Genomic DNA, 22,263 nt, shown 5'->3' with positions numbered 1-22,263 from the left:
ATCCTGGGGCTGTCGTTGCACATCATTTTCGAGCGATTCAGGCCTGACAACCTTGACAGAATTAAGCCGAAAATGACCCGTATTGGCATCATTATGAAACACTATTTGACAACGTTGACAAGCTTATGCAACAAAAAGTGCGCAGGGGTTTTGCTGGGCTGCAAGTCTGTTTGTCGGACTTCGCCGGGCCACTTCAACCCGCGCGATACAGACGTTCATTGTCCGCACGCCAAGATGCGGTTGGGAGGATAAAAATGATCAGCAAGACTTTGCATCACCGGAGAATGCTGCTGGCCGCGGCATCGGTTCTGGCCCTGGTGTTGGCAGGTTCGCCTGCATTCGCGCAGTCCGAACAGGTAGTTGAAGAGGGCGCAGGTGACGACATCGTCGTAACTGGCTTTCGCGCCTCGCTACAGAACGCGTTGAATGCCAAGCGCGATTCCAACCTGATCATCGAGTCGGTGACGGCCGAAGATATTGGGAAATTTCCCGACCAGAATGTCGCCGAATCGCTGCAGCGTCTTCCCGGAATTCAGATCGACCGCGAAAATGGACAGGGATCAAAGGTCCGTATTCGCGGTCTCGAACAGAATGTGACGCTGCTGAACGGCGAGCTTTTTGTCAGCGGACTCGAAGTCTACAAGGTCGGCGAGGGCAATTATAATCGCAACGACAGCCTTGAGGGCATTCCGTCGGAACTGATCGGCGGTATCGAGGTTTTCAAATCGCCCAACGCCTCGCTCCTCGAAGGCGGCCTGGGCGGCATCGTCAATCTAAAGACGCGCAACCCGCTCGATCTCAAGGACGGCCTTACCATCGGCGGCAATTTAAAGATGAGCCAAGGCAGCGAAATCGAGGGATGGAAACCTGCCGGCGCAGCTGTGCTGGGCTATAATTTCAACGATCGTTTCGGGATCATCGCATCGTTCAGCTACGAAAAGACCAACAATCACGTCAATGTCTTGGGCGGCGACAATCGCGGCAACTGGGCATTTGCTGGTGGACGCCGTGACACGGCGACCGTCCCGACTAATTATTATGCGCCCGAATATCGCTATATTACCGACCGCGACCAGTATCGCCGGCGCTGGGGCGCGTCGCTGGGAGTCAATTTCAGGCCCACCGACGAACTTGAAGTGAGCGCGCAATATTTTCGGTCGGATCTGAAAATCGATACGCGCGAAGCGTCGGTCAAATTTCCGTTCGGGCAGGGTGAATCACAGGGCCTGATCGGCAATTATAATATCAACGACAACGGCGTCCTGCTCGAAGGGACCGTCCGCGCGCAATCGGCCGAAGCCATCTCGTTCGTCGATGTCTCGAATATCAAATCGGACAATCTCCAGTTTAAAGTCGACTGGGACAATGACAGCAATTTCCGTGCGTCGATCATGGCCGATTATTCAGCGTCCAAGATGAACCGCGAAGTGGCGAATAACGACGTGCGCTACACCGCTTACGGCGTTCGCGGTCCTGGCACTTCAGGACCGCAGCCGGGATTCGTACCAAACGCTGCGGCGCCGGCGACGTTTGATTTTACCTACCGGAACGGCGATTTCCCCAGCTTTGGCATCGGTGCGGGCAGTCCGCAGGACCTGTTCAACAATCCGGCCTATGGCTTCTTCAAATCGCATTGGGCCTTTGGCGATCGGTCCGATATCAAGGGGCATTCGATCCGTGCGGACTTTGCCTATGACGTTGATAACGGCAATACGAATACCATCACCTTGAGCGCAGGCTTTCGATACGGGCAACGCACGGTCGACTTCACTTCAGGCCGTTATCTCGCCGACTATAGCGGCAGGGGTGAACTCGATGCGACCGCGATCCCCGCTGCCAACCGCGTGCCCGGTTTCTCATATAACTGGACGCCCTATGGCTATTTTCAGGATGGGGCGATCGGTTTTAAAATCTGCGATCTGCCCGAAGTAAATAGACCCGCGGCCTTTGCAGGATGCACTCGCTTTGGCAATTCGCCGGCATTGATCACGCCATACGATACCTTGATCAGCAATCCCGGGCGGGTAGAGGCGATCACCCATTTTGGCGGCGGCGGCCACGTCCCGGGCGACACGGTGCTGGTGGCCAACCGGTCCCAGATGACCAATGCCCTGCAATGGATCCAGTCGCTCTATCCCGACACTCCGTTCACCTTCTTTAACGATCCGTTGCAGACCTATCGGGTCAAGGAGGAGACGAAGTCGGGCTATATCATGGCCGACATGGGTGGGGCCGACGATCCCTATCACGTCAATGTCGGCCTTCGTGTTGTGAACACCAATTTGACCATCGACCAGAACCAGCCCGCCAACGCCGATCCAAGCTATTGGGGAACGGACAGCTGGAATGGCGTGCTGCGTGATTTCACCACGGCAACGGTGGTTCGCCGCTACACTGACTTTCTGCCCAGCGTGAACGCGGTGTTCGATGTGCGCGACGGCGACAAAATCCGCTTTTCCGCGGCACGGGTCGTTGCCCGCCAACCGCTCGTATCGCTGGGGCAGGGCTTCTCTACCCAATTTACGCGCGACCCTGTCGATAATCTGTTCAAATTTACCAATGGCAGCCGCGGAAACGCCGATCTCGATCCGTTCCGGGCTTATCAGTTCGACCTCGGCTTTGAACATTATTTCGGAAGCCAGGGCCTATTGTCCGCGGGCCTGTTCTGGAAGGAAGTCGACAGCTTCATCGTCAACGAAACGGTCGCTGTGTTCGTGAACGACCAGGCCGGGGGCAGGCTAGGGCCGGTTTCGCAGCCCGCGAACGGATCGGGCGGTCGGGTCAAAGGTTTCGAGCTCGCGGCGCAATATGGCTTTGATTTCGGCCTTGGCTTTACCGCGAACTATACATTCTCGGATACCAGCACCAATTTCAGCACCAACTTCGATGACAAATTGCCTCTGCCGGGCGTGTCGAAGCATTCGGCTAACGGTCAGCTTTATTTCGAGAAATATGGTTTTGCCGCGCGCGCCTCATACAGCTGGCGTTCCAAGCAATATCTTGGGAATTTCGGATTTTCCGACGGACCAATAACGCGCAATCTTGGCATTTTTCAGAAATCCTATGGCCAGCTCGACGGCCAGATCAGCTACAAACTCACTAAGAATTTCGAGATATTTGCCGAGGCGATCAATATCGCCAAAGCCGACACCCGCGTTTATCTGCAATTTCCCGAACTGCCCTTCCGCTACGAGTCCGGCTCAAGGCGGGTTTATGGCGGCGTGAAATTCAACTTCTGATTTGATGTTTTTGGATGACGGGCGGCCCCTCAATGAAGGGCCGCCGCTGTCTCGCGCCATGCTCTAATCCGTGACGATATTCGTTGTCGGATAACGAACAACGTACGCTTAGGAGTGAGGTGAGCATCGACCGATGCCCAAATCGACGCGCTGTCGATCTGAAGTCTGGCCGAATTGTCCCTCGCGCGCGATCACCGGTCTGACGCTTAGGCCGGCGGCGGCGCAGCCGTCAGCCGCTCGACGAGCTGGTGCGCATGAATGACCATGCCGCCCGGGTCTTCGCCTGCTAGGTCGCGCAACAGCATGTCGGCGGCCGTCTTGGCCATCTCCACGATCGGTTGCCGGACCGTTGTCAGGCGCGGCCATATCATGCGTGCAATTTCGGAATCGTCGAAGCCAACGACGGTCAGATCGGCCGGAACATCAAATCCAAGCTCGCGCGCTGCCGACATGGCCCCGACCGCCATATCGTCATTCTGCGCTAATATGGCAGTTGGGCGCAGCTTGCGCGACAGGAGGCGCTTGGTTGCCTCATACCCCGATTCAAAGCTGAAATCGCCGGTTTCGGCCAGCTCGGGAAGTCGTGCTATCCCATTGGCATCGAATGCCCGATGATAGCCGATCAGGCGCTGGGCGCTGGCGGCATGGGTGGGATCGCCGATGATGATCGCGATTGTCCGGTGGCCGAGGCCGATGACATACTCGGCGATCTCGCGTGCGGCCGCCACATCGTCCATCGCCGTCGACAACCCGATTTCAAGCTGCGATTGCGGGGCGATTCGCGCGAAAGGAATACCCGCCTCGGAAAGACCTTCGATAATATCAGGGTGGTCCGACGCCGGTGGGGCGAGGATGACACCGTCAAGCGCCGCTGATCGTACCAGACTAACCACTTCGCGCGGGCGGTCCATGACGGATTCAACCGGGAGCACGATCAGCCGATAACGTTCGCCATGTAATCGTTCGAGCGCGCCCCGCTGCAGTTCGACCACATAGCTCGGACTGGGTTTTTCATAGATTAAACCAATGAGGTATGATTGTCGCCGAACCAGGCCTTGAGCGAGAACGTTGGGGTGATAGTTGAGCCCCTTGGCTGCATGGAGCACCTTTTTACGCAGCGCAGGCGAAATGTGCGGCTCGTCATTAAATACGCGCGATACGCTTTTGGGCGACACCTGCGCCAGCTTGGCAACGTCGATAATCGTTGAACGTTTCTCACCGCGCGCCATGCTCAGATCGGTGGCGAAATTGTCTTTCGTTGTCAATTGGGCGGAGGATATATTGATTTGCTTCCGACGGGAGTCGAGTTTTTGAGTCCGGAGAAGTTGCCGCCTCGCGGCTCTGGGGCGCAGATTTGGACCGGATCACGAGGATTCAGGGTGGTGCCCCCGGCGAGATTCGAACACGCGGCCTACGGTTTAGGAAACCGTTGCTCTATCCGGCTGAGCTACGGGGGCACGATGGCGGTTGGTAAGCGACGGCGCCGGGGTGGTCAATCGGTCACCGAGGCAATTTGGTCCATGTCGCGGATCGGCGCCTTCCCGGGTACCAGACATGGATCGGGCCCGGGCAGATTGCGCTGCCGGGCCCGATCTTTTTCGAGTGCCGCCGATGCGTGAGCATCCGCGGCGACCGATCACGCCTTGACGTGCTGTGCGATGTACTTGTTCATTTCGAACATCGTGCACTTGTCGCGACCGAAGACCTTCTTGAGCTTCTCGTCAGCCAGAATCTCGCGCTTGTTGGCGGGGTTCTGGAGGTTGTTTGCCTTGATGTATTCCCAGACCTTGCTGATCACCTGGCTGCGGGGCAGCTTGTCGTTGCCGACGATCGCGCCGAGTTCGGGCGATGGCTGCACCGGTGCGTGGATACCGCCGGTCTTGGGGGGGGTCGTCGCCATATAAAGTCCTTCCTGATGTGCCGTTCAAGCCGACATCGATTCACGCCTTCTTAAGCGCGCCCTCCTTGTGCGCCGCCTTTTGGTCGTTGTCACTCTCTACGATGTATTGCGGATCATCCTCCGTCGCACGAACCTGATGACCCTTGATCCTGGTATCGCGGGTCTGTTTTTTGACGACCGTTCCATGGGCGGTGCCGCCGTGCGATTTCCAGCTGACCTTGTCGCCCGTCTTCATGCTCGCCATTGCCGTCTCCCGATTGAACCGGACAAGCGCAGATCGGCGGTTTTGGTTGCATTTCCGCCATTTTCGGGGCCATCGCCGCCACGCGCTTGCATCGCCGCAGTCATCGCGGCATCTGGTCCCGGCTTGCCTGAAAGGATGATCGATGAAGACCCGCGCCGCTGTTGCATTCGAGGCCAGGAAGCCGTTGGAGATCGTCGAACTCGACCTCGAAGGGCCCAAAGCGGGTGAAGTTCTGGTCGAGATCATGGCGACCGGAATCTGCCATACCGATGCCTACACGCTCGACGGACTCGATTCGGAAGGACTGTTTCCCAGTGTGTTGGGGCATGAAGGCGCCGGAGTCGTGCGCGAGATTGGCGCTGGCGTGACCAGCGTGAAGCCGGGCGATCACGTCATCCCGCTCTACACGCCCGAATGCCGCCAGTGTAAATCATGCCTCAGCGGCAAGACCAATTTGTGCACCGCGATCCGCGCCACGCAAGGGAAAGGGCTGATGCCCGACGGCACCAGCCGCTTCAGCTACAAGGGGGAGACGATCTTCCACTATATGGGGTGTTCGACCTTTTCGAACTTCGCCGTGGTGCCGGAGATCGCCGTGGCGAAGATTCGTGAGGACGCACCGTTCAAGGCCAGCTGCTATATCGGTTGCGGCGTGACCACCGGCGTTGGTGCTGTGGTCAACACCGCCAAGGTCCAGGTCGGCGACAATGTCATTGTGTTCGGCCTTGGCGGGATCGGCCTCAACGTGCTGCAGGGCGCGCGGATGGCGGGGGCGGGGATGATCATCGGCGTCGATATCAATCCCGACCGCGAGGAATGGGGCCGCAGGTTCGGCATGACCCATTTCGTCAACCCGAAAGAGGTCGGCGACATTGTCGCGCATCTCGTCGCGTTGACCGATGGCGGGGCGGATTATACCTTCGACTGCACCGGCAACACGACCGTGATGCGCCAGGCCTTGGAGGCATGCCACCGCGGCTGGGGCACCAGCATCATCATCGGTGTGGCCGAAGCGGGCAAGGAGATCGCAACACGGCCGTTCCAGCTGGTCACCGGACGCAACTGGCGCGGCACCGCGTTCGGCGGCGCCAAGGGACGCACCGACGTGCCGAAGATCGTCGACTGGTACATGAACGGCAAGATCGAGATCGACCCGATGATCACCCATGTGCTGAGCCTGGAGGAGATCAACAAGGGCTTCGACCTGATGCATGCCGGCGAGAGTATCCGCAGCGTCGTGGTGTATTGAGCAACGCGCCCCGCGCGGATGGATGCCCGAGGTAATAAAAAACCCCGGCGCGCGGCACCGGGGTTTTTATACGATCGGGAGCGGGCGAACCCGCTCCCCAGTCAGCAAATCAGAACTTGAACCGACCCGACATACCATAGGTGCGCGGCGGGCTGGGATAGGCCGACAAGGTACCGGGCTGCGCCACACCCGGGAAGATGACGGGGTTGTATTTCGGTTTCGTCAGGTTGCGGCCCCAGACACTGATTTCAAGGCCCTTGGTCAGCGCCAGCGCGATCGATGCGTTGAGCGATTCCGGCTCTGCCTTGTAGCGCAGACCCTGCGCAATCTGGAACGAACTGTTGTGCGCATAATCGACGTGGAAGATGAGCGCCGTCTCTCCGGCAAGCCGCGCCGTATAGGTGGTGCCGACCGCGACCGAATATTTCGAAATGCCTGACGGTGTTTTGCCGGTCAGGTTGGTCGAGGTCACGTTATTGGTCACCGGGTTGAAGGCGGAACCGCCGGTAAACAGATCGAACTTCGGATCGAGATAGGTCAGTGATGCGGTGAAGTTGAGATCCCTGATCGGAGAGACCGTCGCGTCCATTTCGATGCCGAAGGTCGATTGTTTTTCCGCATTGCCGAGAACGAAGCCGGTCCCCTGGAAGACATTGCTCTGGAAGCCCTTGAGGATTTGCTTGAACACGGCGACGTTGAACCCAAAGCCCTGGAAATTGCCCTTCAGCCCGACTTCATAGACCGTCGCATCTTCAGGGCCGGCATAACGCGTGCCGGACGTGAGGTTGTTGACGGCCAAACCGGCTGTGCGGATGGGTGAGGTGGCAGGAGCGGGGCTCTGTGCCGGCGAACCCGGAATGAAGTCGCTCGCGAACGGGCGGCTGTCATATGACAGGTTGAACGACGACGCCTTGAAGCCCGTTGCATAGGTGGCATAGACGTTGATCTTCGGGCTGAACTTATAGGCAACCCGCAACGTATATGACAGGTCGTTGTCGCTGGTCTTGCCATCCTCCACCGCGTTGGGGAAGTTCAGGAACGGCGGCAGGAACTGCAGCGCTCGCAATCCCAGGAACGGGTTGGCTGCCGGGTTGGTGGCGGATGCCGGCGGCACGCCAAGACGGACACCGGCAAGGACCAGATCCAGTCCCGAGAAGACGTCGGTGCTGTAATTGTTGGTCGCGACCCTCTTGCTATCGTGCGTGTAGTTGAGCCCGCCGGTAAAAATCAGCCCGTCGACAGGTTCGATATCGACCTGGCCAAAGAGCGAATAGGATTCGTTCTTGTAATCATAATTCTCGAAACGGCCCTGACCCTGAGAGCCGAATGCTCCGGCGGGAGTACCGGGAAGAAGGAAGCGAAGAGTCGGCTCGAGCCCACTGTAATTGCCGCCACTCAACGCGTTGGCGTAAGCTTGGAAATTCCGCCCGAAGGTCAGCGAGGCACTGCTGTCGATGCCCTCGTTGAAATAGAACCCACCGACCAGGAAGTTGAAGATCCCATCGAAATTCGACGCTACGCGCACTTCCTGCGTGTAGGTATCGATCTTGGTATTGTTCTGGTTCGAACCGATCAGATCGGCGCTGGTGAAATCCGAATCGGCATTGGTGTCGGAATCGACACGACGATATGCACTGATGCTGGTCAGGGACAGCTGGTCAGCGAAATCCCAGTCGATCTGTCCCGAGACGCCATAATTGTCGATCTTGTTGGTCGACGGGAAATTGGCATAGCTGTCGTACGAAAATGGCTGGTTCGAATTGAGCCGCCCGCCGACCGCGCGAACGGCACCGCCGGTAGGTCCGTCCAGCAGATTGGACACCGTGCAACAAATCTCGTCGATCTTGTCGTAGTCGCCAATGATCCGCACCTTGAACGTGCTGCTCGGCTGCCACAGCAATTGCCCGCGGAATCCGTAGCGGTTGCGGTTGTTACCATCGATATCGAGATTGACGTAGTGGGAATAGCCGTCGCGCTTATTGTAATTGCCCGCCAGGCTGACTGCCAATGTTTCGGAGATCGGGCCGGTTATGCTGCCCTTGAGGACGATCGCGTTGTAATTGCCGTAAGACGCCTCGAGATTGCCGCCGAATTCGAACTGCGGTTCCTCGGTCACGATACTGATGATGCCGGCGGACGCGTTCTTGCCGAACAGCGTCGATTGCGGGCCGCGTAGCACTTCGACGCGTTTGATATTGGGAAGGTCGCCGATCTGGGAGGCCGAACGCGAGCGATAGACGCCGTCAATGAACACGCCGACCGACGGCTCGATGCCGACATTGTTCGCGCCGTTGCCGAAGCCGCGAATGATGAAATTGGTATTCGCCGAACTTTGCAGCTGGCCGACCTTCAGCGAAGGCACCAGCGTCTGCAGGTCGATAAGGTCGCGCACCTGCGAGCGTTCGATCGATTCCGCCGAGGTGACCGCAACCGAGATCGGCACGTCCTGCAGTGTCTGTTCGCGCTTACCGGCGGTGACGATGATGTCGTCGCTGGTGTCGACCGCTTGTTCGTCTTGGGCGGCGGTCGCCGGCGGTGCGGTCTGGGCAGATGCCGGAACCGCATAAATCAGCGCGAGTGCCGACGCGGCAAGCAATTCATATTTCTTCATGAGAACATCCCCTCCTGTTTTACGTTGCCGATCTTTGCCGGCCGACGTGTTCGTAAATTAGGTATGTGAAGTTAGCGCTCCGCCGAATCGCACGTCAATGGATATCACACGCAAATCTGCGGGGTTGCGGCGCTGTTGCCTAAATGAGACAGTTCCGTAATTGAAGATCATGACACCGGAATGTCGCTTGCCGTAGCGTCGCTTGCGAATCGCCGCAAAGGAACCCCGAATGCCCGACCTGACGAGCAGCCCCGACGATGGAGATCTTGTCGCTCCAACGCCCAAGATTCCCATACCCGACGAGGTTGCGGACGCGGTGCGGACCTTGATTCGCTGGGCCGGTGACGACCCGGCACGCGAGGGTTTGATCGACACACCGGCGCGGGTCGCGCGGGCGTGGAAGGAATATTGTCAGGGCTATACCGACGATCCCGCGCACCATCTGTCGCGCGTGTTCGAGGAAGTCGGCGGCTATGACGAGATCGTGTTGCTGAAGGACATCCCGTTCCAGTCGCACTGCGAACATCACATGGCGCCGATCATCGGCAAGGCGCACATCGCCTATCTGCCGAGCAACTGGGTGGTGGGCATCTCCAAGCTGGCGCGCGTGCTGCACGCCTATGCGCGCCGGCTGCAGGTGCAGGAGCGGCTGACCGCAGAGGTCGCCAATTGCATCTGGGACAATCTCAAGCCGGTCGGCGTCGCGGTGGTGATCGAAGCGAGCCATGCCTGTATGAGCGCGCGCGGTGTACGCACGCCGGGCGTGGCGATGGTCACCAGCCGGATGATGGGCGTGTTCAGGGAAGATGAACGGAGCCGCAAGGAAGTGCTTGCGCTGATGGGTTTTTGATCGCGACATGACGGATAACGGTCGAACAATTCTGGTGACCGGCGGCGCGCGCCGGATCGGCGCGGTCATTGCCCGTCATTTGGCTGGACAGGGATGGCGGGTCGCGATCCATCACTGGAAATCGCATGACGAGGCCGAAGCGCTTGCAGCCGAATTGCCGGGAGCGATGGTCGTGACCGGCGACCTTGCGTTGCCGGGTACCGCATATGAGCTGATTGCCGAAATACGCGAGCTGTCGGGCCGCCCGGTTTTCGGCATCATCAACAACGCGTCGATCTTTCAGTTCGACCGTCCGCCGCTTTCCGATGGCGAGGCCATGACGGCGCATATGACGGTCAACCTCACCGCACCCGCTCTGCTCGCCTCGGCGATCGCGGCGCAGGATGATCTGGCGGAGGGGGCGGTGGTCGATATTCTCGACCAGAAGGTTGCGAACCTCAATCCCGACTTCTTTTCCTATAGCTGTTCCAAGGTTGCGCTGGCAGGGGCGACCGTGATGCTGGCGCAAGCACTTGGCTCCCGTATTCGCATCAATGCGGTTTCGCCCGGCCTTTCGTTGCCGAGCCTTGACCAGAGCGAGGCGGAATTCACGGCGGTGGCAAGCCGGAACCTGCTCCGGCGTCCGGTAGATACTGGCGCGATCGCCCGCGCGGTCGCTTTTCTACTGACCGCGCAGGGGATCACCGGGCAGAATATCTTCGTGGACAACGGCCAGCATTTCCTGCCGCGCGATGGCGACGTGATGTTCGAGGGGCGGCGCGCCAATGGCTGATACAATACGCTTCACCACCATCCTCGACGGACTCGAGCTGGTCATGGGCCTGGGTATTCATCCCGAGGAACTGGCCGGGCCGCAGCGCGTGATCCTCAGCGTGCGCATGGAGATCGACTATCCAGTGGCGCCCGCCGAGGACCGGATCGAAGCGGTGCTCGATTATGATTTCGTGCGCACCGGTATCCGCGAATTGGTCGCCGACCGACATTTCAACCTGCAGGAGACGTTGTGCGAGGCGGTGGCGACGCTGTGCCTCGGCGATCCGCGTGTGCGCGAAGTGACGGTGCGATCGTCCAAGCCCGATATCTATCCCGATGCCGCGATCGGCTGCGAGATCGTGCGGCGCGCCTGACGCGATAACATCTTACGGTCACGGCGCTGGTTGGGCTTCATCATGTCAAAGAACGTATCGGCGGTCGATGTGACGCCGGGTGGAGTTGCAATGGACGGGATTGCGGCGCGCTTGAATCGAGCGAGTGGTGCTCGACAATGCCGGGCACATTCAGCCCGCCGCCACGACAAATAGCCCCTGTCGTAAATTGAGTTTCCCGCAGCTGCGGGAAGCCCTGCGTGAAAATGCTTTTTTGGGCCTTCTGCGGGAAGCTGCGGGAAAAACTGCGGGAAAATCGATATTGCCGCACGGGAAAACCGCAGTCGCGCTGCGGGAATATCGGGAAATGCCAGGGCAATAGTCATGGTCTGCTCGATTCAAAGGGGTCGGTCGGATGTGCTTTACCCGTGACGCGCGATGCGCCCACGCCAGAGAGCCGCCATGACGCCATGACGACACCAGCGAAAGGTTTGAATCGAGCAAAGATGCAGCGGGGCTGGCGTCGTTGAATCCGAAGGCGCGGAGGACCGCGCTCAGTGCGAGCTCCAATATGAATAAAGAAAGCCGCCGCCCGATCGCGGGCAGCGGCTTTCGAAATATCAGCTGCGATTCGCCGCACTAAGCGCCGCGCGCACCGTCGCCGTCGCGACGTCGCCATCGATCCCGACCCCGAACACGGTCCTGCCATCGGCGGTCCGGCATTCGAGATAGGCCGCCGCCTGAGCCTCGGCGCCGACGCCGATCGCGTGTTCGTTGTAATCGGTCACGTCGAGGTCGACGCCGCATTCGTCACGCAGCGCGGCCAGCACGCTGGAGATCAGGCCGTTGCCGCGCCCGCTGATCGAGCGTTCCTCGCCATCGAGCCTGACGCGCCCGACAAAGGTACGCGGCGGGCCGCCGCCAGGGGCGTGGTTTTCCTGATAGTCGATCAGCGCGAAGCGGTCGCGGCCCGAGGGCAAATAGGTCTCCTCGAACAACTGCCAGATATCGGCGGCGTTGAGTTCGCGGCTGCTCTCATCGGCGAACGCTTGCACATGACGGCTGAAATCGGCCTGCAGCCGCTTGGGCAGTTTCAGCCCCTTGTCCTGTTCGATCACCCAGGCGACGCCGCCCTTGCCGCTTTGTGAATTGACCCGGATCACCGCTTCATAGCTGCGACCGAGATCGGCAGGGTCGATCGGCAGATAGGGGACTTCCCAATATTCGTCGTTGCGCTCCGCCTGCGACGCGAAGCCTTTCTTGATCGCGTCCTGATGGCTGCCCGAAAAGGCGGTGAATACCAGGTCGCCGGCATAGGGCGTGCGCGGATGGACAGGCAGGCTGGTGCAATAGTTCACCGTGCTGACGATCTCATCGATGTTGGAAAGGTCCAGTTTGGGATCAACGCCTTGTGTGTACATGTTGAGCGCGACCGTCACCAGATCACAATTGCCGGTACGCTCGCCATTGCCGAGCAGGCAGCCCTCGACCCGGTCGGCGCCGGCCATCAGGCCGAGCTCCGCGGCCGCGACGCCGGTGCCGCGATCATTATGTGGATGCAGTGAAATGACGATGCTGTCGCGGTTGCGGATGTTCTTGCCGAACCATTCGATCTGGTCGGCATAGATGTTGGGCGTGGCGCATTCGACCGTCGCGGGCAGGTTGAGGATGATCGGGTGGTCGGGGGTCGGGCGCAGTACCTCCATCACCGCCTCGCAGACCTCGACCGAAAAATCGAGTTCGGCGGTCGAGAAGGTCTCCGGCGAATATTCGAAATGCCAGTCGGTGTCAGGCTGGGCAGCGGCCTGATCGCGCAGGATCATCGCGCCTTCGACCGCGATCTGGCGTACCTCGTCACGAGTCATGCCGAAAACGATCTTGCGCCAGGCCGGGCTGACCGCATTGTAGAGATGGACGATCGCTTTGGGCGCACCGCGCAGCGAGGCGAAGCTGGTTTCAATCAGATCGCGGCGCGACTGGGTCAGCACCTGGATCATCACATCGTCGGGGATGCGGCCGTTCTTCACCAGGCCGGAGATGAAGTCGAATTCGGTCGCGCCGGCGCTGGGAAAACCGACCTCGATCTCCTTCAGGCCGACTTTCACCAGCAAGTCGAACAGGCGGGTCTTCTTTTCCGCATCCATCGGGTCGATCAGCGCCTGATTGCCGTCGCGCAGGTCAGTGGAAAGCCAGCGCGGCGGTTGCGTGATGGTGCGCGACGGCCATTGCCGGTTGGGCAAGTCGATCTGGGGGAAGGCGCGGTATTTTACGGAAGGGTCACGCAGCATGGTTCGGTCTCGCACGGTTCGCTTGTCGTCGTTTGGGGCGATTAGTCCCTTAGCGGGAAGTCCCTTAGGCGGGTCGCGCACGCCCAAGGCGCACGGCGGGGGTCGCGCCTAAGGGCGCGTAAGTCGAGGCAGCGAAAGGCGAAGAGCCTGCGTCATTGCCATCGCGTTACCGCTTCATTGCGGCATCTGTCTAGGGTTCAGATCGAATAACTGATCAAGCGGGCTTCGCGGCAAGATCCAGAAGATCGCGACGATCGCGGCACAGGCGATGCCAAGCCATGGCGAGACGAATATCGTCAGCGGAATGCCGAGCAGATACAGGAGCATTGCGAACAATCCCTTGCGCCGAGTCTGCCGGTGATAGGTATTCGCTGCGGCGCTTTGGGTGCCGGTGGTGCGGATCGTCGATTGCAGCCAGATATAGGCGAAGGCGGGCAGGATCATCGTCAGCAGATAAAGCAGGGTCGCTTCGCGGTTGAAATGATGCTCGCCGAGATAGGATGTCGAAAAAGGCACCAGCGAGAGCGCGAAGAGCAACAGCATGTTCGACCAGATCAGGCCATTGCAGATATGTTTGGCATGGGTGAACAACCGGTGGTGGTTGACCCAGTAAATCGCGACATAGGCATAGCTGAGAATATAGGCGAGGAAGACCGGCCACAGCGTCCAGAGCTTGTCCATCCCGTCGGAAATGGGCGGATGGAGTTCGAGCACCATGATCGTGACGATGATTGCGATCACGCCGTCGGAAAAAGCCTCGACCCGGCCGACACCGGGTGGGCCTTCTTCGTCGCCATCAGTGGCGAGGTTCGTTTCGCTCATTTTGCCTCGAACCCGGCATTGATCACCAGGTCGATGCGGTCGGACACCAACGGCACGCCCGAGCCCATGCCGAAATCGCTGCGCTTGATCGCAGTGGTCGCCGCAAAACCGACATTGGTCTTCTTCTCGCCCCAAAAGGCCTTGCCCGCACCGATCAGGCGCGCATTCAGCGTGACAGGTTTGGTGATGCCCTTGATCGTCAGATTACCGGTGATGATGGCGGTCGTGCCCTTGGCCACCACCTTGGTAGACACGAAGGTGATGGCCGGAAATTTGGCTGCATCGAAGAACTCGGCGCTCTGCAGCTTGGTGTCGAGTTCCGCGACCGTCGTCGAAACCTTGGCGACCGGGAAGCTTATGCTGACCTTCGACGCTGCAGGGTGGGCGGGGTCGAGCGTCAGGGTGCCGGTCGGGGTGGTGAACTGGCCGGAATATTCGGTGAAGCCGAGATGGTTGACGGTGAACAGCACCTGGCTGTGGGCGGGGTCGAGCGTGTAAGTGCCAGCGACGACCTGCTTTGCGTCGAGTTTGCCTGGCGCTTCGGCGGCATCTGCATCTGGGCAAGGAGAGGAGCCGAAGCAAGGGCGAGGACGGCGGTCTGGGCAGCGATCGGGAAGGGGCGCATGATGCTCTCCGGGCATGGAAAAGGGGCCGCGCCAATGTGACGCAGCCCCCGGAACCAAGCAAGCGCCGAAGCGCTGTCGTTCAGTTCTTGTCTTTATCGACCAGCTTGTTGGCGCCGATCCATGGCATCATCGCACGCAGTTCGGTGCCGACCTTCTCGATCGGATGCGCCTCAGCCCGCTTGCGTGCCGCTTTCAATTCGGGCTGGCCGGCGCGGTTATCGAGCACGAAATTCTTCACGAACCGGCCGCTCTGGATATCGTCCAGCACGCGCTTCATCTCCGCCTTGGTTTCGCTGGTGATGATGCGCGGTCCGGTGGTGATATCGCCATATTCCGCGGTATTGCTGATCGAATAGCGCATATTGGCGATGCCTCCTTCATAGAGCAGGTCGACGATCAGCTTGGTTTCGTGAAGGCATTCGAAATAGGCCATTTCCGGCGCATAGCCCGCTTCGGTCAGCGTCTCGAAACCGGCCTGGATCAGGTGGGTGATGCCGCCGCACAGCACGGCCTGCTCGCCGAACAGGTCGGTTTCGCATTCCTCGCGGAAATTGGTTTCGATGATGCCCGAGCGGCCGCCGCCGACGCCGGAGGCATAAGCGAGCGCGATGTCATGCGCGTTGCCGCTCTTGTCCTGGTCGATCGCGATCAGGCAGGGCACGCCGCCGCCGCGGACATATTCGCTGCGCACGGTATGGCCCGGGCCCTTGGGTGCGATCATGATCACGTCGAGATCGGCGCGCGGTTCGATCAGACCGAAATGCACGTTCAAGCCATGCGCGAAGGCGAGGGCGGCGCCTTGCTTCATATTGGCGTGATAATCGTCGGCATAGATTGCCGCCTGATGCTCGTCGGGCGCGAGGAACATGACGATGTCGGCCCAGGCGGCCGCTTCGGCGTTCGACTTGACCGCGAAGCCGGCGTCGATCGCCTTCTTTGCCGTGGCCGAGCCTTGGCGTAGTGCGATGGCCACGTCCTTGACGCCGCTGTCGCGCAGATTCTGCGCATGGGCATGGCCCTGGCTGCCATAACCGACGATCGCGATCTTCTTGTCGCTGATGAGGTTCAGATCGGCGTCGCGATCGTAATAGACACGCATTTCTAGTTCCCTTTCTGCTCCTCTCCCCCTGTGGGAGAGGATACGAAGCCTTGGCCTCGCGAAGCGAGGGTCAGGCGAAGCTGGTAAGGGGGCAGGGCAGGGAGTTCCCCTCACCCTCCCGCTGCTGCGCAGCGGGCCCCTCCCTCTCCCACAAGGGGAGAGGGGATTTTCAGGCGGGTTCTTTCCCCCGCGCGATGGCGACGATGCCGGTGCGCGCGACCTCGATCAGGCCGACCTCGCGCATCAGCGTGATGAAGGTATCGATCTTTTCGCGCCCGCCAGTGACCTCGAACACGAAGCTCGACGTGGTCGCATCGACCACGCGGGCGCGATAGACATCGGCGAGGCGCAGCGCCTCGATACGGTGATCGCCCACGCCGGCCACCTTCACGAGAGCGAGTTCGCGCTCGACATGCGGCCCGAGCGTGGTGAGATCGGTCACCGAATGAACCGGGATCAGCCGGTCGAGCTGGGCGAGGATCTGCTCCATCGTCTGGTCCGATGCGGTGGTGACGATGGTGATCCGGCTGACCGCATGGTCGGCGGTCACGTCCGACACGGTCAGGCTCTCGATGTTATAACCGCGCGCAGTGAACAGGCCGGCGATCCGCGCCAGGATGCCCGGTTCATTGTCGACCATGATCGCCAGCGTGTGCCGCTGGGCGGCTTCCGTCTTGATGTGCATCAGACCAGCGCCTTCGCTTCGTCGTCCATCTCGCCGGTCACTTCATTGGCCTGGAGGATCATGTCAGTATGGGCCGCTCCGCTCGGGATCATCGGGAAGCAATTGGCGAGCTGGCTGACCATGCAATCGACCAGAACCGGTCCGTCATGCGCGAGCATCGCGGCGATGCCGTCATCGAGCTCACCCGGCTTTTCGATCTTGATGCCTTGCCAGCCATAGGCCTCGGCAAGCTTGACGAAGTCCGGCAGGGAGTCGCTGTAGCTTTCCGCATAGCGGCTTGAATAGGTCAGTTCCTGCCACTGGCGGACCATCCCCATATACTGGTTGTTGAGGATGAAGACCTTGACCGGCAGACGATATTGCGTCGCCGTCGCCAGTTCCTGGATGTTCATCTGGATCGACGCTTCGCCGGCAATGTCGATGACCAGCGCGTTGGGGTTGCCGATCTGCGCGCCGATCGCCGCAGGCAGTCCGTAGCCCATCGTGCCGAGCCCACCCGAGGTCAGCCATTTGTTCGGCGCTTCGAAATGATAATGTTGCGCGGCCCACATCTGGTGCTGGCCGACCTCGGTCGTAATGATCGGCGATTGCTTGTGCGTCGCCTCCCACAAGGCGCGGATCGCGCGTTGCGGCATGATTTCGGTCTTGCTGTCGGTGAAGTCGAGGCTGCCGACCGCGCGCCAGCCCTCGATCCGGCGCCACCAGTCGGTGAGGTCGGGCTTGGGATGACACCGCGCCTTGTACACGCGGATCATGTCCTCCAGCGCATGGCCGACATCGGCGACGATGGGCAGGTCGATGCGCACCGTCTTGTTGATCGACGAGCGGTCGATATCGATATGGACCTTGCGGCTGTTCGGGCTGAACGCGTCGAGCCGCCCGGTCACCCGGTCGTCGAAGCGCGCGCCCATCGCGATCACCAGGTCGGCCTGGTTCATCGCCCAATTCGCCTCATAGGTGCCGTGCATGCCGAGCATGCCGAGCCACTGGTCGGACGAGGCGGGGAATGCGCCGAGACCCATCAGCGTCGAAGTAACCGGCGCGCCGGTGATGCGCGCCAGTTCGCGCAGCAACTGGCTTGCCGCCGGACCCGAATTGATGATCCCGCCGCCGGTGTAGAAGATCGGCCGTTCCGCCGCCGCGAGCATATCGACGACCTGCTCGATCGCCGACTGGTCGGCCTTGACCTGCGGGCGATAGGTCTTGTGCTTGATCGGGCCGGGCTTGGCGTAGCGCGCGGTCGCGACCTGCACATCCTTGGGGATGTCGACCACGACCGGGCCGGGACGGCCCGAGGTCGCGATGTAAAACGCCTCATGGATGATGCCGCCGAGCTGGGCCGGATCCTTTACGAGGTAATTATGCTTGGTGCAGTGGCGCGTGATGCCGACCGTATCGGCCTCCTGAAACGCGTCGGTACCGATCAGCGCGGTCGGCACCTGGCCGGTGATCACGACCATCGGGATCGAATCCATCAGCGCGTCGGTGATGCCGGTCACCGCATTGGTCGCGCCGGGGCCGGAGGTGACGAGCACCACGCCGGGCTTTCCGGTCGAGCGGGCATACCCTTCCGCGGCGTGCGTTGCCGCCTGTTCGTGACGCACCAGGATGTGTTTGATCCGCCCCGAACGGAAAAGAGCGTCGTAAATCGGAAGTACCGCACCGCCGGGATAGCCGAAGACGACCTCCACGCCGAGATCGCACAGCGCCTCGATCAGGATATCGGCTCCACTCTTCTCGGTCATGACTCGTCCTTCATCGCCTGAGCTTTGGGTTGCAGCGCAACAATGCAATGCGAAGCGCGCTGCTAGAGATGTAAAATGCGGTCGTCAACCTCAGTCGCGTAATCTAGTTTCAATATCAGTGAGTAGTATGTTCGAATCTGTCTCGGGCAATCGTGACCACATAGCGGGAGGCTGGTTGCGAAACCACGTAAATTGTCGCTTCGCGTATTGGCGGGTGGCGAGGCGGGCGCGGGCAAGCGCTTCATCTCGATCGATCTCGCCGCGGAGCAGCGCCGCAATCTCCGGCACGCCGATCGCGCGCAGCACCGGCGCGAGCGGCGGGATGTCGCGGCGGGTGAAGAGCGTCTCGACCTCGGGAATCGCGCCATGGTCGAACATCCAGGCGAGGCGGGTGTCGCAACGATCGAGCAGCCATTCGCGATCGGGCAGCAGAATGGTTGCGGTCAGGCGGACAGCGGCACCAATGCCGCCGATCTTGTCCTGCTGCCAGTCGGCGAGCGGCCGGCCGGTCGACCGCACGACCTCGAGCGCGCGCGCGACGCGCGTCGTATCGGCCGGCGCGAGACGTTGCGCCGCGCCGGGATCGGCCTCGGCCAGCAAGCGATAGGCCTGGGCGACGGGCAGGGCGCGGATCTCTTCGCGGATTGCCGGGTCGATCGGCGGAACCGGTGCTATGCCCTCGAGCAGGGTGCGGATATGGAGACCGGTGCCGCCGACCAGCACGGGCAGCCGGCCTGCGGCGTGCGTCTCGGCGATGACGTGTCGCGCGTCGGCGGCCCAATGCGCGGCGGAACTGCTTTCGGCGCCATCGACATAACCGAACAGGCGATGCGGCACGCGCGCCTCTTCCTCGGCGGTCGGTCGCGCCGAGAGGATGCGCAGGTCGGCATAGACCTGCGCCGAATCCGCATTGATCACCACGCCGTCATGGCGTTCGGCGAGGATCATCGCGAGTGCGGACTTGCCGCTGGCGGTCGGCCCTGCAATGAGCGCCAGCGAGGATAGGGAATTTTCGATGTTCATCGCGACGCTGATAGCACCCGGCACACTGGCTGGGAGCGATATTTCCGCTGCAAGCGACGTGCTGAGCGATGCCGGCTGTGCGCCGGGTGGTAGCCAGTGGCTCGATGACGGTTTCGCGGCCGACATTTTGTTCGACGCCGCGCCGCAACGCGCCCGTGAAATGCTCGAGGCGGCGTGCATCGCGATCGATATCGTGGTTCAGCCGGTAGCGGCGCGCGCCAAGGCGCTGCTCATCGCCGATATGGATTCGACCATGATCACGGTCGAATGCATCGACGAACTGGCCGATTATGCCGGGATCAAGCCGCAGATCGCCGAAATCACCGAGCGCGCGATGCGCGGCGAGCTCGATTTCGAAGCCGCGCTCGATGCGCGTGTGGCGCTGCTCAAAGGACTTGACGAGGCGGTGATCGAGCAATGCCTGGCCGAACGCGTCGCGATCATGCCCGGGGCGGTGCCGCTGATCCGCACGATGCGCGCGCGCGGCGCGCTGACCATTCTCGTGTCAGGGGGTTTCACGCGCTTTGCCGAGCCGGTGGCGAAGATCATAGGCTTCGACCGCGCGATCGCGAATGTGCTGGAAGTGGCGGATGGCATGCTCACTGGGACGGTGACCAAGCCGATCGTCGGGTCGGATACCAAGTTGCAGACATTGCTCAACGCTTCGGCCGAAACGGGTCTCAAGGCGGAACAGACGCTTGCGGTCGGCGACGGGGCCAATGACCTGGCGATGATCAAGCGTGCCGGGCTTGGTGTCGCCTATCGCGCCAAGCCGATCGTCGCGGCGGCAGCGGCCGTGCGGATCAGCCATAACGACCTGACCGCGCTGTTATATGCGCAAGGGATCGCCAAGGCGGATTGGGTGACGGCCTAGCGGTCGCGTATCAGGGTCCGACCGGTACGCACGGTTTGACCGCCGCACAGGCGCGTGACGCTTCGGCGCGCGAACCGAACGGCCCGACCAGCAGGCGGGTCAACGCGCCGCTCTTCATATAATAGGGCTGACGGCCTGCGAAACGCCCCGCGACCTGGCCCCAGAGCTTGCGCGCATTGTTGGCGTCGCCGAAGGCACCAAGCTGCGCACGCCATCCGCCGGCCGTGGCCGGACGCGGCGGCGGCGCTTGCGTGGCGAGGGGCGCCGGGCGCGGCTTGGGCCGTGCGGCAGCCCGTACCGGTACTTCGGCGGCCGGTGGATTATCCGCGCTCTGATCGTAGCTCGATGCAGGCACGTCGGCGCCCCGCATCGCGGTCTGCGTGCCGGAGCCGGAGATTTCCGGCGGCAATTGCGGCCGCGCATATTCCGTTTCGTACTGCCGCGCGAGAACCAGGCCCCTTTGGCGCTGATCTTGTGGGATATATTGGTCCATTTGCGCCTGCACGGTCGAAGCCTGAGGCAGGCCCGATGCCGCGGCGCGGACCATCAGCGCATAGGCACGCGGCCAGTCGCGCGGCACGCCATCGCCATTATAGAGCATGGTGCCAAGCACGAGCTGAGCGCGTGGTTCGCCGCGTGTGGCGGCCTTTTCGAGCCAGGGCAGCGCTTCGGAGCGCTTGGCGTTCTGGAACAGCACCAGCCCGTAATTGGTTTCGCTCTGCGCGTGACCCTGCAGCGCGGCCTTGCGGTACCAGCTTTCCGCCATCGGCAGATCGACGGCAACGCCGCGCCCGAGCTTATAGGCCTGGCCCAAATTGAACTGCGCGTCGGCATCGCCCGCGATCGCGTCCGGCCGCCATTCATCAACGGCTTTCTTGTATTCGCCGCGCCCCCAGGCATCGACGCCGGCCTTGACGTCGGCCGTGGCGGGTGCCGCCAAAGCGATGATGATGCCGGTCAGGCCAAGAGCCACCGGTCGAAGTGCGCTGCGCATAATCTGTTCCGTCCTCGCTACACCACTTGAGGCTGATAATGCCCTCTATCGCGGATTTGGCAAAGATTTCGTTAGCCATGGCGTATCGATACGGGCCGCGCGGCAACGCTCTCATCGACGTTAACCGGTTCTTGACGTGTCCCATGGCATCTCAGCCTCTGGATTTAGCGGGAGTTCTAGGGGCACATGCGCGTTCTCGCGATGGCATCACAAAAAGGCGGGTCGGGTAAGACCACGCTCTCCGGACATCTGGCCGTACAGGCACAGCTGGCCGGAGCCGGTCCGGTCGTTCTGATCGATATCGATCCGCAAGGGTCGTTGTCCGATTGGTGGAACGAGCGGAGCGCGGAATATCCGGCATTCGCCCAGACAACGGTTGCGCGGCTTTCTGCGGACCTGGAGGTGCTGCGTCAGCAAGGCTTCCGTCTGGCGATGATCGATACGCCGCCGGCAATCACCATGGCGATCCAGAGCGTGATCCAGGTCGCGGAACTGATCGTCATCCCGACGCGACCATCGCCGCACGATCTGCGCGCCGTCGGTGCCACCGTCGATCTGTGCGAACGCGCCGGCAAGCCGCTGCTGTTCGTGGTCAATGGTGCGACGCCCAAGGCGAAGATCACCTCCGAAGCCGCGGTCGCGCTGTCGCAGCACGGCACCGTGGCGCCAGTGACGATCCATCACCGCACCGATTTCGCCGCGTCGATGATCGACGGCCGCACCGTGATGGAGGTCGATGTCAAAGGCCGATCCAGCCAGGAAGTGCAGGCGCTCTGGTCGTACATCTCCGATCGGCTCGAAAAGAATTTCCGCCGCACCGTTTTCTCCGCCCCGACGGCGGCGAACGGCTATGCCACGCAACGTCCGGCCGCAGGCGGCTTCGGCCGCCGCGTGATGAGCTGAGGGGGCCGACATGATTGGACAGCCCA

20 protein-coding genes and 1 tRNA gene are annotated in these 22,263 nt (G+C 61.2%); 8 read left to right on the top strand and 13 right to left on the bottom strand.

Features of this window, described 5'->3' with window-relative positions; genetic code table 11:
* Window positions 1-254 precede the first annotated feature (254 nt).
* The gene (locus ACVWZA_RS15395) at window positions 255-3,239 is read left to right on the top strand and encodes a TonB-dependent receptor (RefSeq protein WP_457312135.1); all 2,985 of its coding nucleotides are present in this window, start codon (window positions 255-257) and stop codon (window positions 3,237-3,239) included.
* A gap of 206 nt (window positions 3,240-3,445) precedes the next feature.
* On the opposite strand, the gene ACVWZA_RS15390 is transcribed toward ACVWZA_RS15395, so the two are convergent.
* The 4 genes from ACVWZA_RS15390 to ACVWZA_RS15375 all read right to left on the bottom strand — a co-directional run bounded on the left by ACVWZA_RS15390 (window position 3,446) and on the right by ACVWZA_RS15375 (window position 5,383).
* The gene (locus tag ACVWZA_RS15390; RefSeq protein WP_457312134.1) at window positions 3,446-4,504 is read right to left on the bottom strand and encodes a LacI family DNA-binding transcriptional regulator; all 1,059 of its coding nucleotides are present in this window, start codon (window positions 4,502-4,504) and stop codon (window positions 3,446-3,448) included.
* Between the two features lie 115 nt (window positions 4,505-4,619).
* A tRNA-Arg gene (locus ACVWZA_RS15385) sits at window positions 4,620-4,696 on the bottom strand.
* Window positions 4,697-4,875: 179 nt separating this feature from the next.
* Window positions 4,876-5,139 (bottom strand): SWIB/MDM2 domain-containing protein, encoded by a 264-nt coding sequence (locus tag ACVWZA_RS15380; protein ID WP_457312133.1) that lies wholly within the window; start codon window positions 5,137-5,139, stop codon window positions 4,876-4,878.
* A gap of 40 nt (window positions 5,140-5,179) precedes the next feature.
* Window positions 5,180-5,383 (bottom strand): DUF2945 domain-containing protein, encoded by a 204-nt coding sequence (locus ACVWZA_RS15375; RefSeq protein WP_457312132.1) that lies wholly within the window; start codon window positions 5,381-5,383, stop codon window positions 5,180-5,182.
* 142 nt (window positions 5,384-5,525) lie between these two features.
* On the opposite strand from ACVWZA_RS15375, the gene ACVWZA_RS15370 reads away from it, so the two are divergent.
* Window positions 5,526-6,632, top strand: a complete 1,107-nt coding sequence (locus tag ACVWZA_RS15370; RefSeq protein ID WP_457312131.1) for an S-(hydroxymethyl)glutathione dehydrogenase/class III alcohol dehydrogenase — start codon at window positions 5,526-5,528, stop codon at window positions 6,630-6,632.
* Window positions 6,633-6,741: 109 nt separating this feature from the next.
* Here the strand turns inward: ACVWZA_RS15370 and ACVWZA_RS15365 are convergent, their stop codons facing one another.
* Complete coding sequence (locus ACVWZA_RS15365) at window positions 6,742-9,243, bottom strand: TonB-dependent receptor (protein ID WP_457312130.1); 2,502 nt, start codon at window positions 9,241-9,243, stop codon at window positions 6,742-6,744.
* Window positions 9,244-9,472: 229 nt separating this feature from the next.
* Between ACVWZA_RS15365 and folE the strand changes: the two genes are divergently transcribed.
* The 4 genes from folE to ACVWZA_RS15345 all read left to right on the top strand — a co-directional run bounded on the left by folE (window position 9,473) and on the right by ACVWZA_RS15345 (window position 11,560).
* Entirely contained in the window at window positions 9,473-10,093 is a 621-nt protein-coding gene (gene folE, locus ACVWZA_RS15360; RefSeq protein WP_457312129.1) for a GTP cyclohydrolase I FolE, read from the top strand.
* Between the two features lie 7 nt (window positions 10,094-10,100).
* Window positions 10,101-10,865: an SDR family oxidoreductase gene (locus ACVWZA_RS15355; protein WP_457312128.1), complete on the top strand. Its 765-nt coding sequence runs from the start codon at window positions 10,101-10,103 to the stop codon at window positions 10,863-10,865.
* Window positions 10,858-11,220 (top strand): dihydroneopterin aldolase, encoded by a 363-nt coding sequence (locus tag ACVWZA_RS15350; protein ID WP_457312127.1) that lies wholly within the window; start codon window positions 10,858-10,860, stop codon window positions 11,218-11,220. Before ACVWZA_RS15355 ends, ACVWZA_RS15350 begins: the two co-directional genes overlap by 8 nt.
* A 127-nt stretch (window positions 11,221-11,347) precedes the next feature.
* Window positions 11,348-11,560 (top strand): hypothetical protein, encoded by a 213-nt coding sequence (locus ACVWZA_RS15345; RefSeq protein WP_457312126.1) that lies wholly within the window; start codon window positions 11,348-11,350, stop codon window positions 11,558-11,560.
* A gap of 238 nt (window positions 11,561-11,798) precedes the next feature.
* Here ACVWZA_RS15345 and leuA read toward each other — a convergent pair whose 3' ends face one another.
* The 7 genes from leuA to miaA all read right to left on the bottom strand — a co-directional run bounded on the left by leuA (window position 11,799) and on the right by miaA (window position 19,466).
* Complete coding sequence (leuA, locus tag ACVWZA_RS15340) at window positions 11,799-13,466, bottom strand: 2-isopropylmalate synthase (RefSeq protein ID WP_457312125.1); 1,668 nt, start codon at window positions 13,464-13,466, stop codon at window positions 11,799-11,801.
* Window positions 13,467-13,640: 174 nt separating this feature from the next.
* The gene (locus tag ACVWZA_RS15335; protein ID WP_457312124.1) at window positions 13,641-14,288 is read right to left on the bottom strand and encodes a TMEM175 family protein; all 648 of its coding nucleotides are present in this window, start codon (window positions 14,286-14,288) and stop codon (window positions 13,641-13,643) included.
* Entirely contained in the window at window positions 14,285-14,758 is a 474-nt protein-coding gene (locus tag ACVWZA_RS15330) for a YceI family protein (RefSeq protein ID WP_457312123.1), read from the bottom strand. Before ACVWZA_RS15330 ends, ACVWZA_RS15335 begins: the two co-directional genes overlap by 4 nt.
* Before the next feature lie 235 nt (window positions 14,759-14,993).
* Window positions 14,994-16,013 carry a ketol-acid reductoisomerase gene (gene ilvC / locus ACVWZA_RS15325; RefSeq protein WP_457312122.1) on the bottom strand — a complete coding sequence of 340 codons (1,020 nt, stop codon included), beginning with the start codon at window positions 16,011-16,013 and terminating at the stop codon, window positions 14,994-14,996.
* A gap of 169 nt (window positions 16,014-16,182) precedes the next feature.
* A complete protein-coding gene (ilvN, locus tag ACVWZA_RS15320; RefSeq protein WP_457312121.1) occupies window positions 16,183-16,698 on the bottom strand; it encodes an acetolactate synthase small subunit in 516 nt (171 codons plus the stop codon).
* Entirely contained in the window at window positions 16,698-18,443 is a 1,746-nt protein-coding gene (locus ACVWZA_RS15315) for an acetolactate synthase 3 large subunit (protein WP_457312120.1), read from the bottom strand. Before ACVWZA_RS15315 ends, ilvN begins: the two co-directional genes overlap by 1 nt.
* Before the next feature lie 90 nt (window positions 18,444-18,533).
* On the bottom strand, window positions 18,534-19,466 hold the full coding sequence (gene miaA, locus ACVWZA_RS15310) for a tRNA (adenosine(37)-N6)-dimethylallyltransferase MiaA (RefSeq protein WP_457312119.1): 933 nt from the start codon (window positions 19,464-19,466) through the stop codon (window positions 18,534-18,536).
* Between miaA and serB the strand changes: the two genes are divergently transcribed.
* Window positions 19,459-20,340, top strand: coding sequence for a phosphoserine phosphatase SerB (gene serB / locus ACVWZA_RS15305; RefSeq protein WP_457312118.1), 882 nt, complete (start codon window positions 19,459-19,461; stop codon window positions 20,338-20,340). The two genes, miaA and serB, sit on opposite strands and share 8 nt — an antisense overlap.
* A 10-nt stretch (window positions 20,341-20,350) precedes the next feature.
* Here serB and ACVWZA_RS15300 read toward each other — a convergent pair whose 3' ends face one another.
* Complete coding sequence (locus tag ACVWZA_RS15300) at window positions 20,351-21,334, bottom strand: SPOR domain-containing protein (RefSeq protein ID WP_457312117.1); 984 nt, start codon at window positions 21,332-21,334, stop codon at window positions 20,351-20,353.
* Between the two features lie 186 nt (window positions 21,335-21,520).
* On the opposite strand from ACVWZA_RS15300, the gene ACVWZA_RS15295 reads away from it, so the two are divergent.
* A complete protein-coding gene (locus tag ACVWZA_RS15295; RefSeq protein ID WP_457312116.1) occupies window positions 21,521-22,237 on the top strand; it encodes an AAA family ATPase in 717 nt (238 codons plus the stop codon).
* Window positions 22,238-22,263 lie beyond the last annotated feature (26 nt).

The sequence above is a fragment of the Sphingomonas sp. UYAg733 genome (genome assembly GCF_054057355.1).
This window is presented reverse-complemented; position numbering and strand designations above follow the sequence as displayed.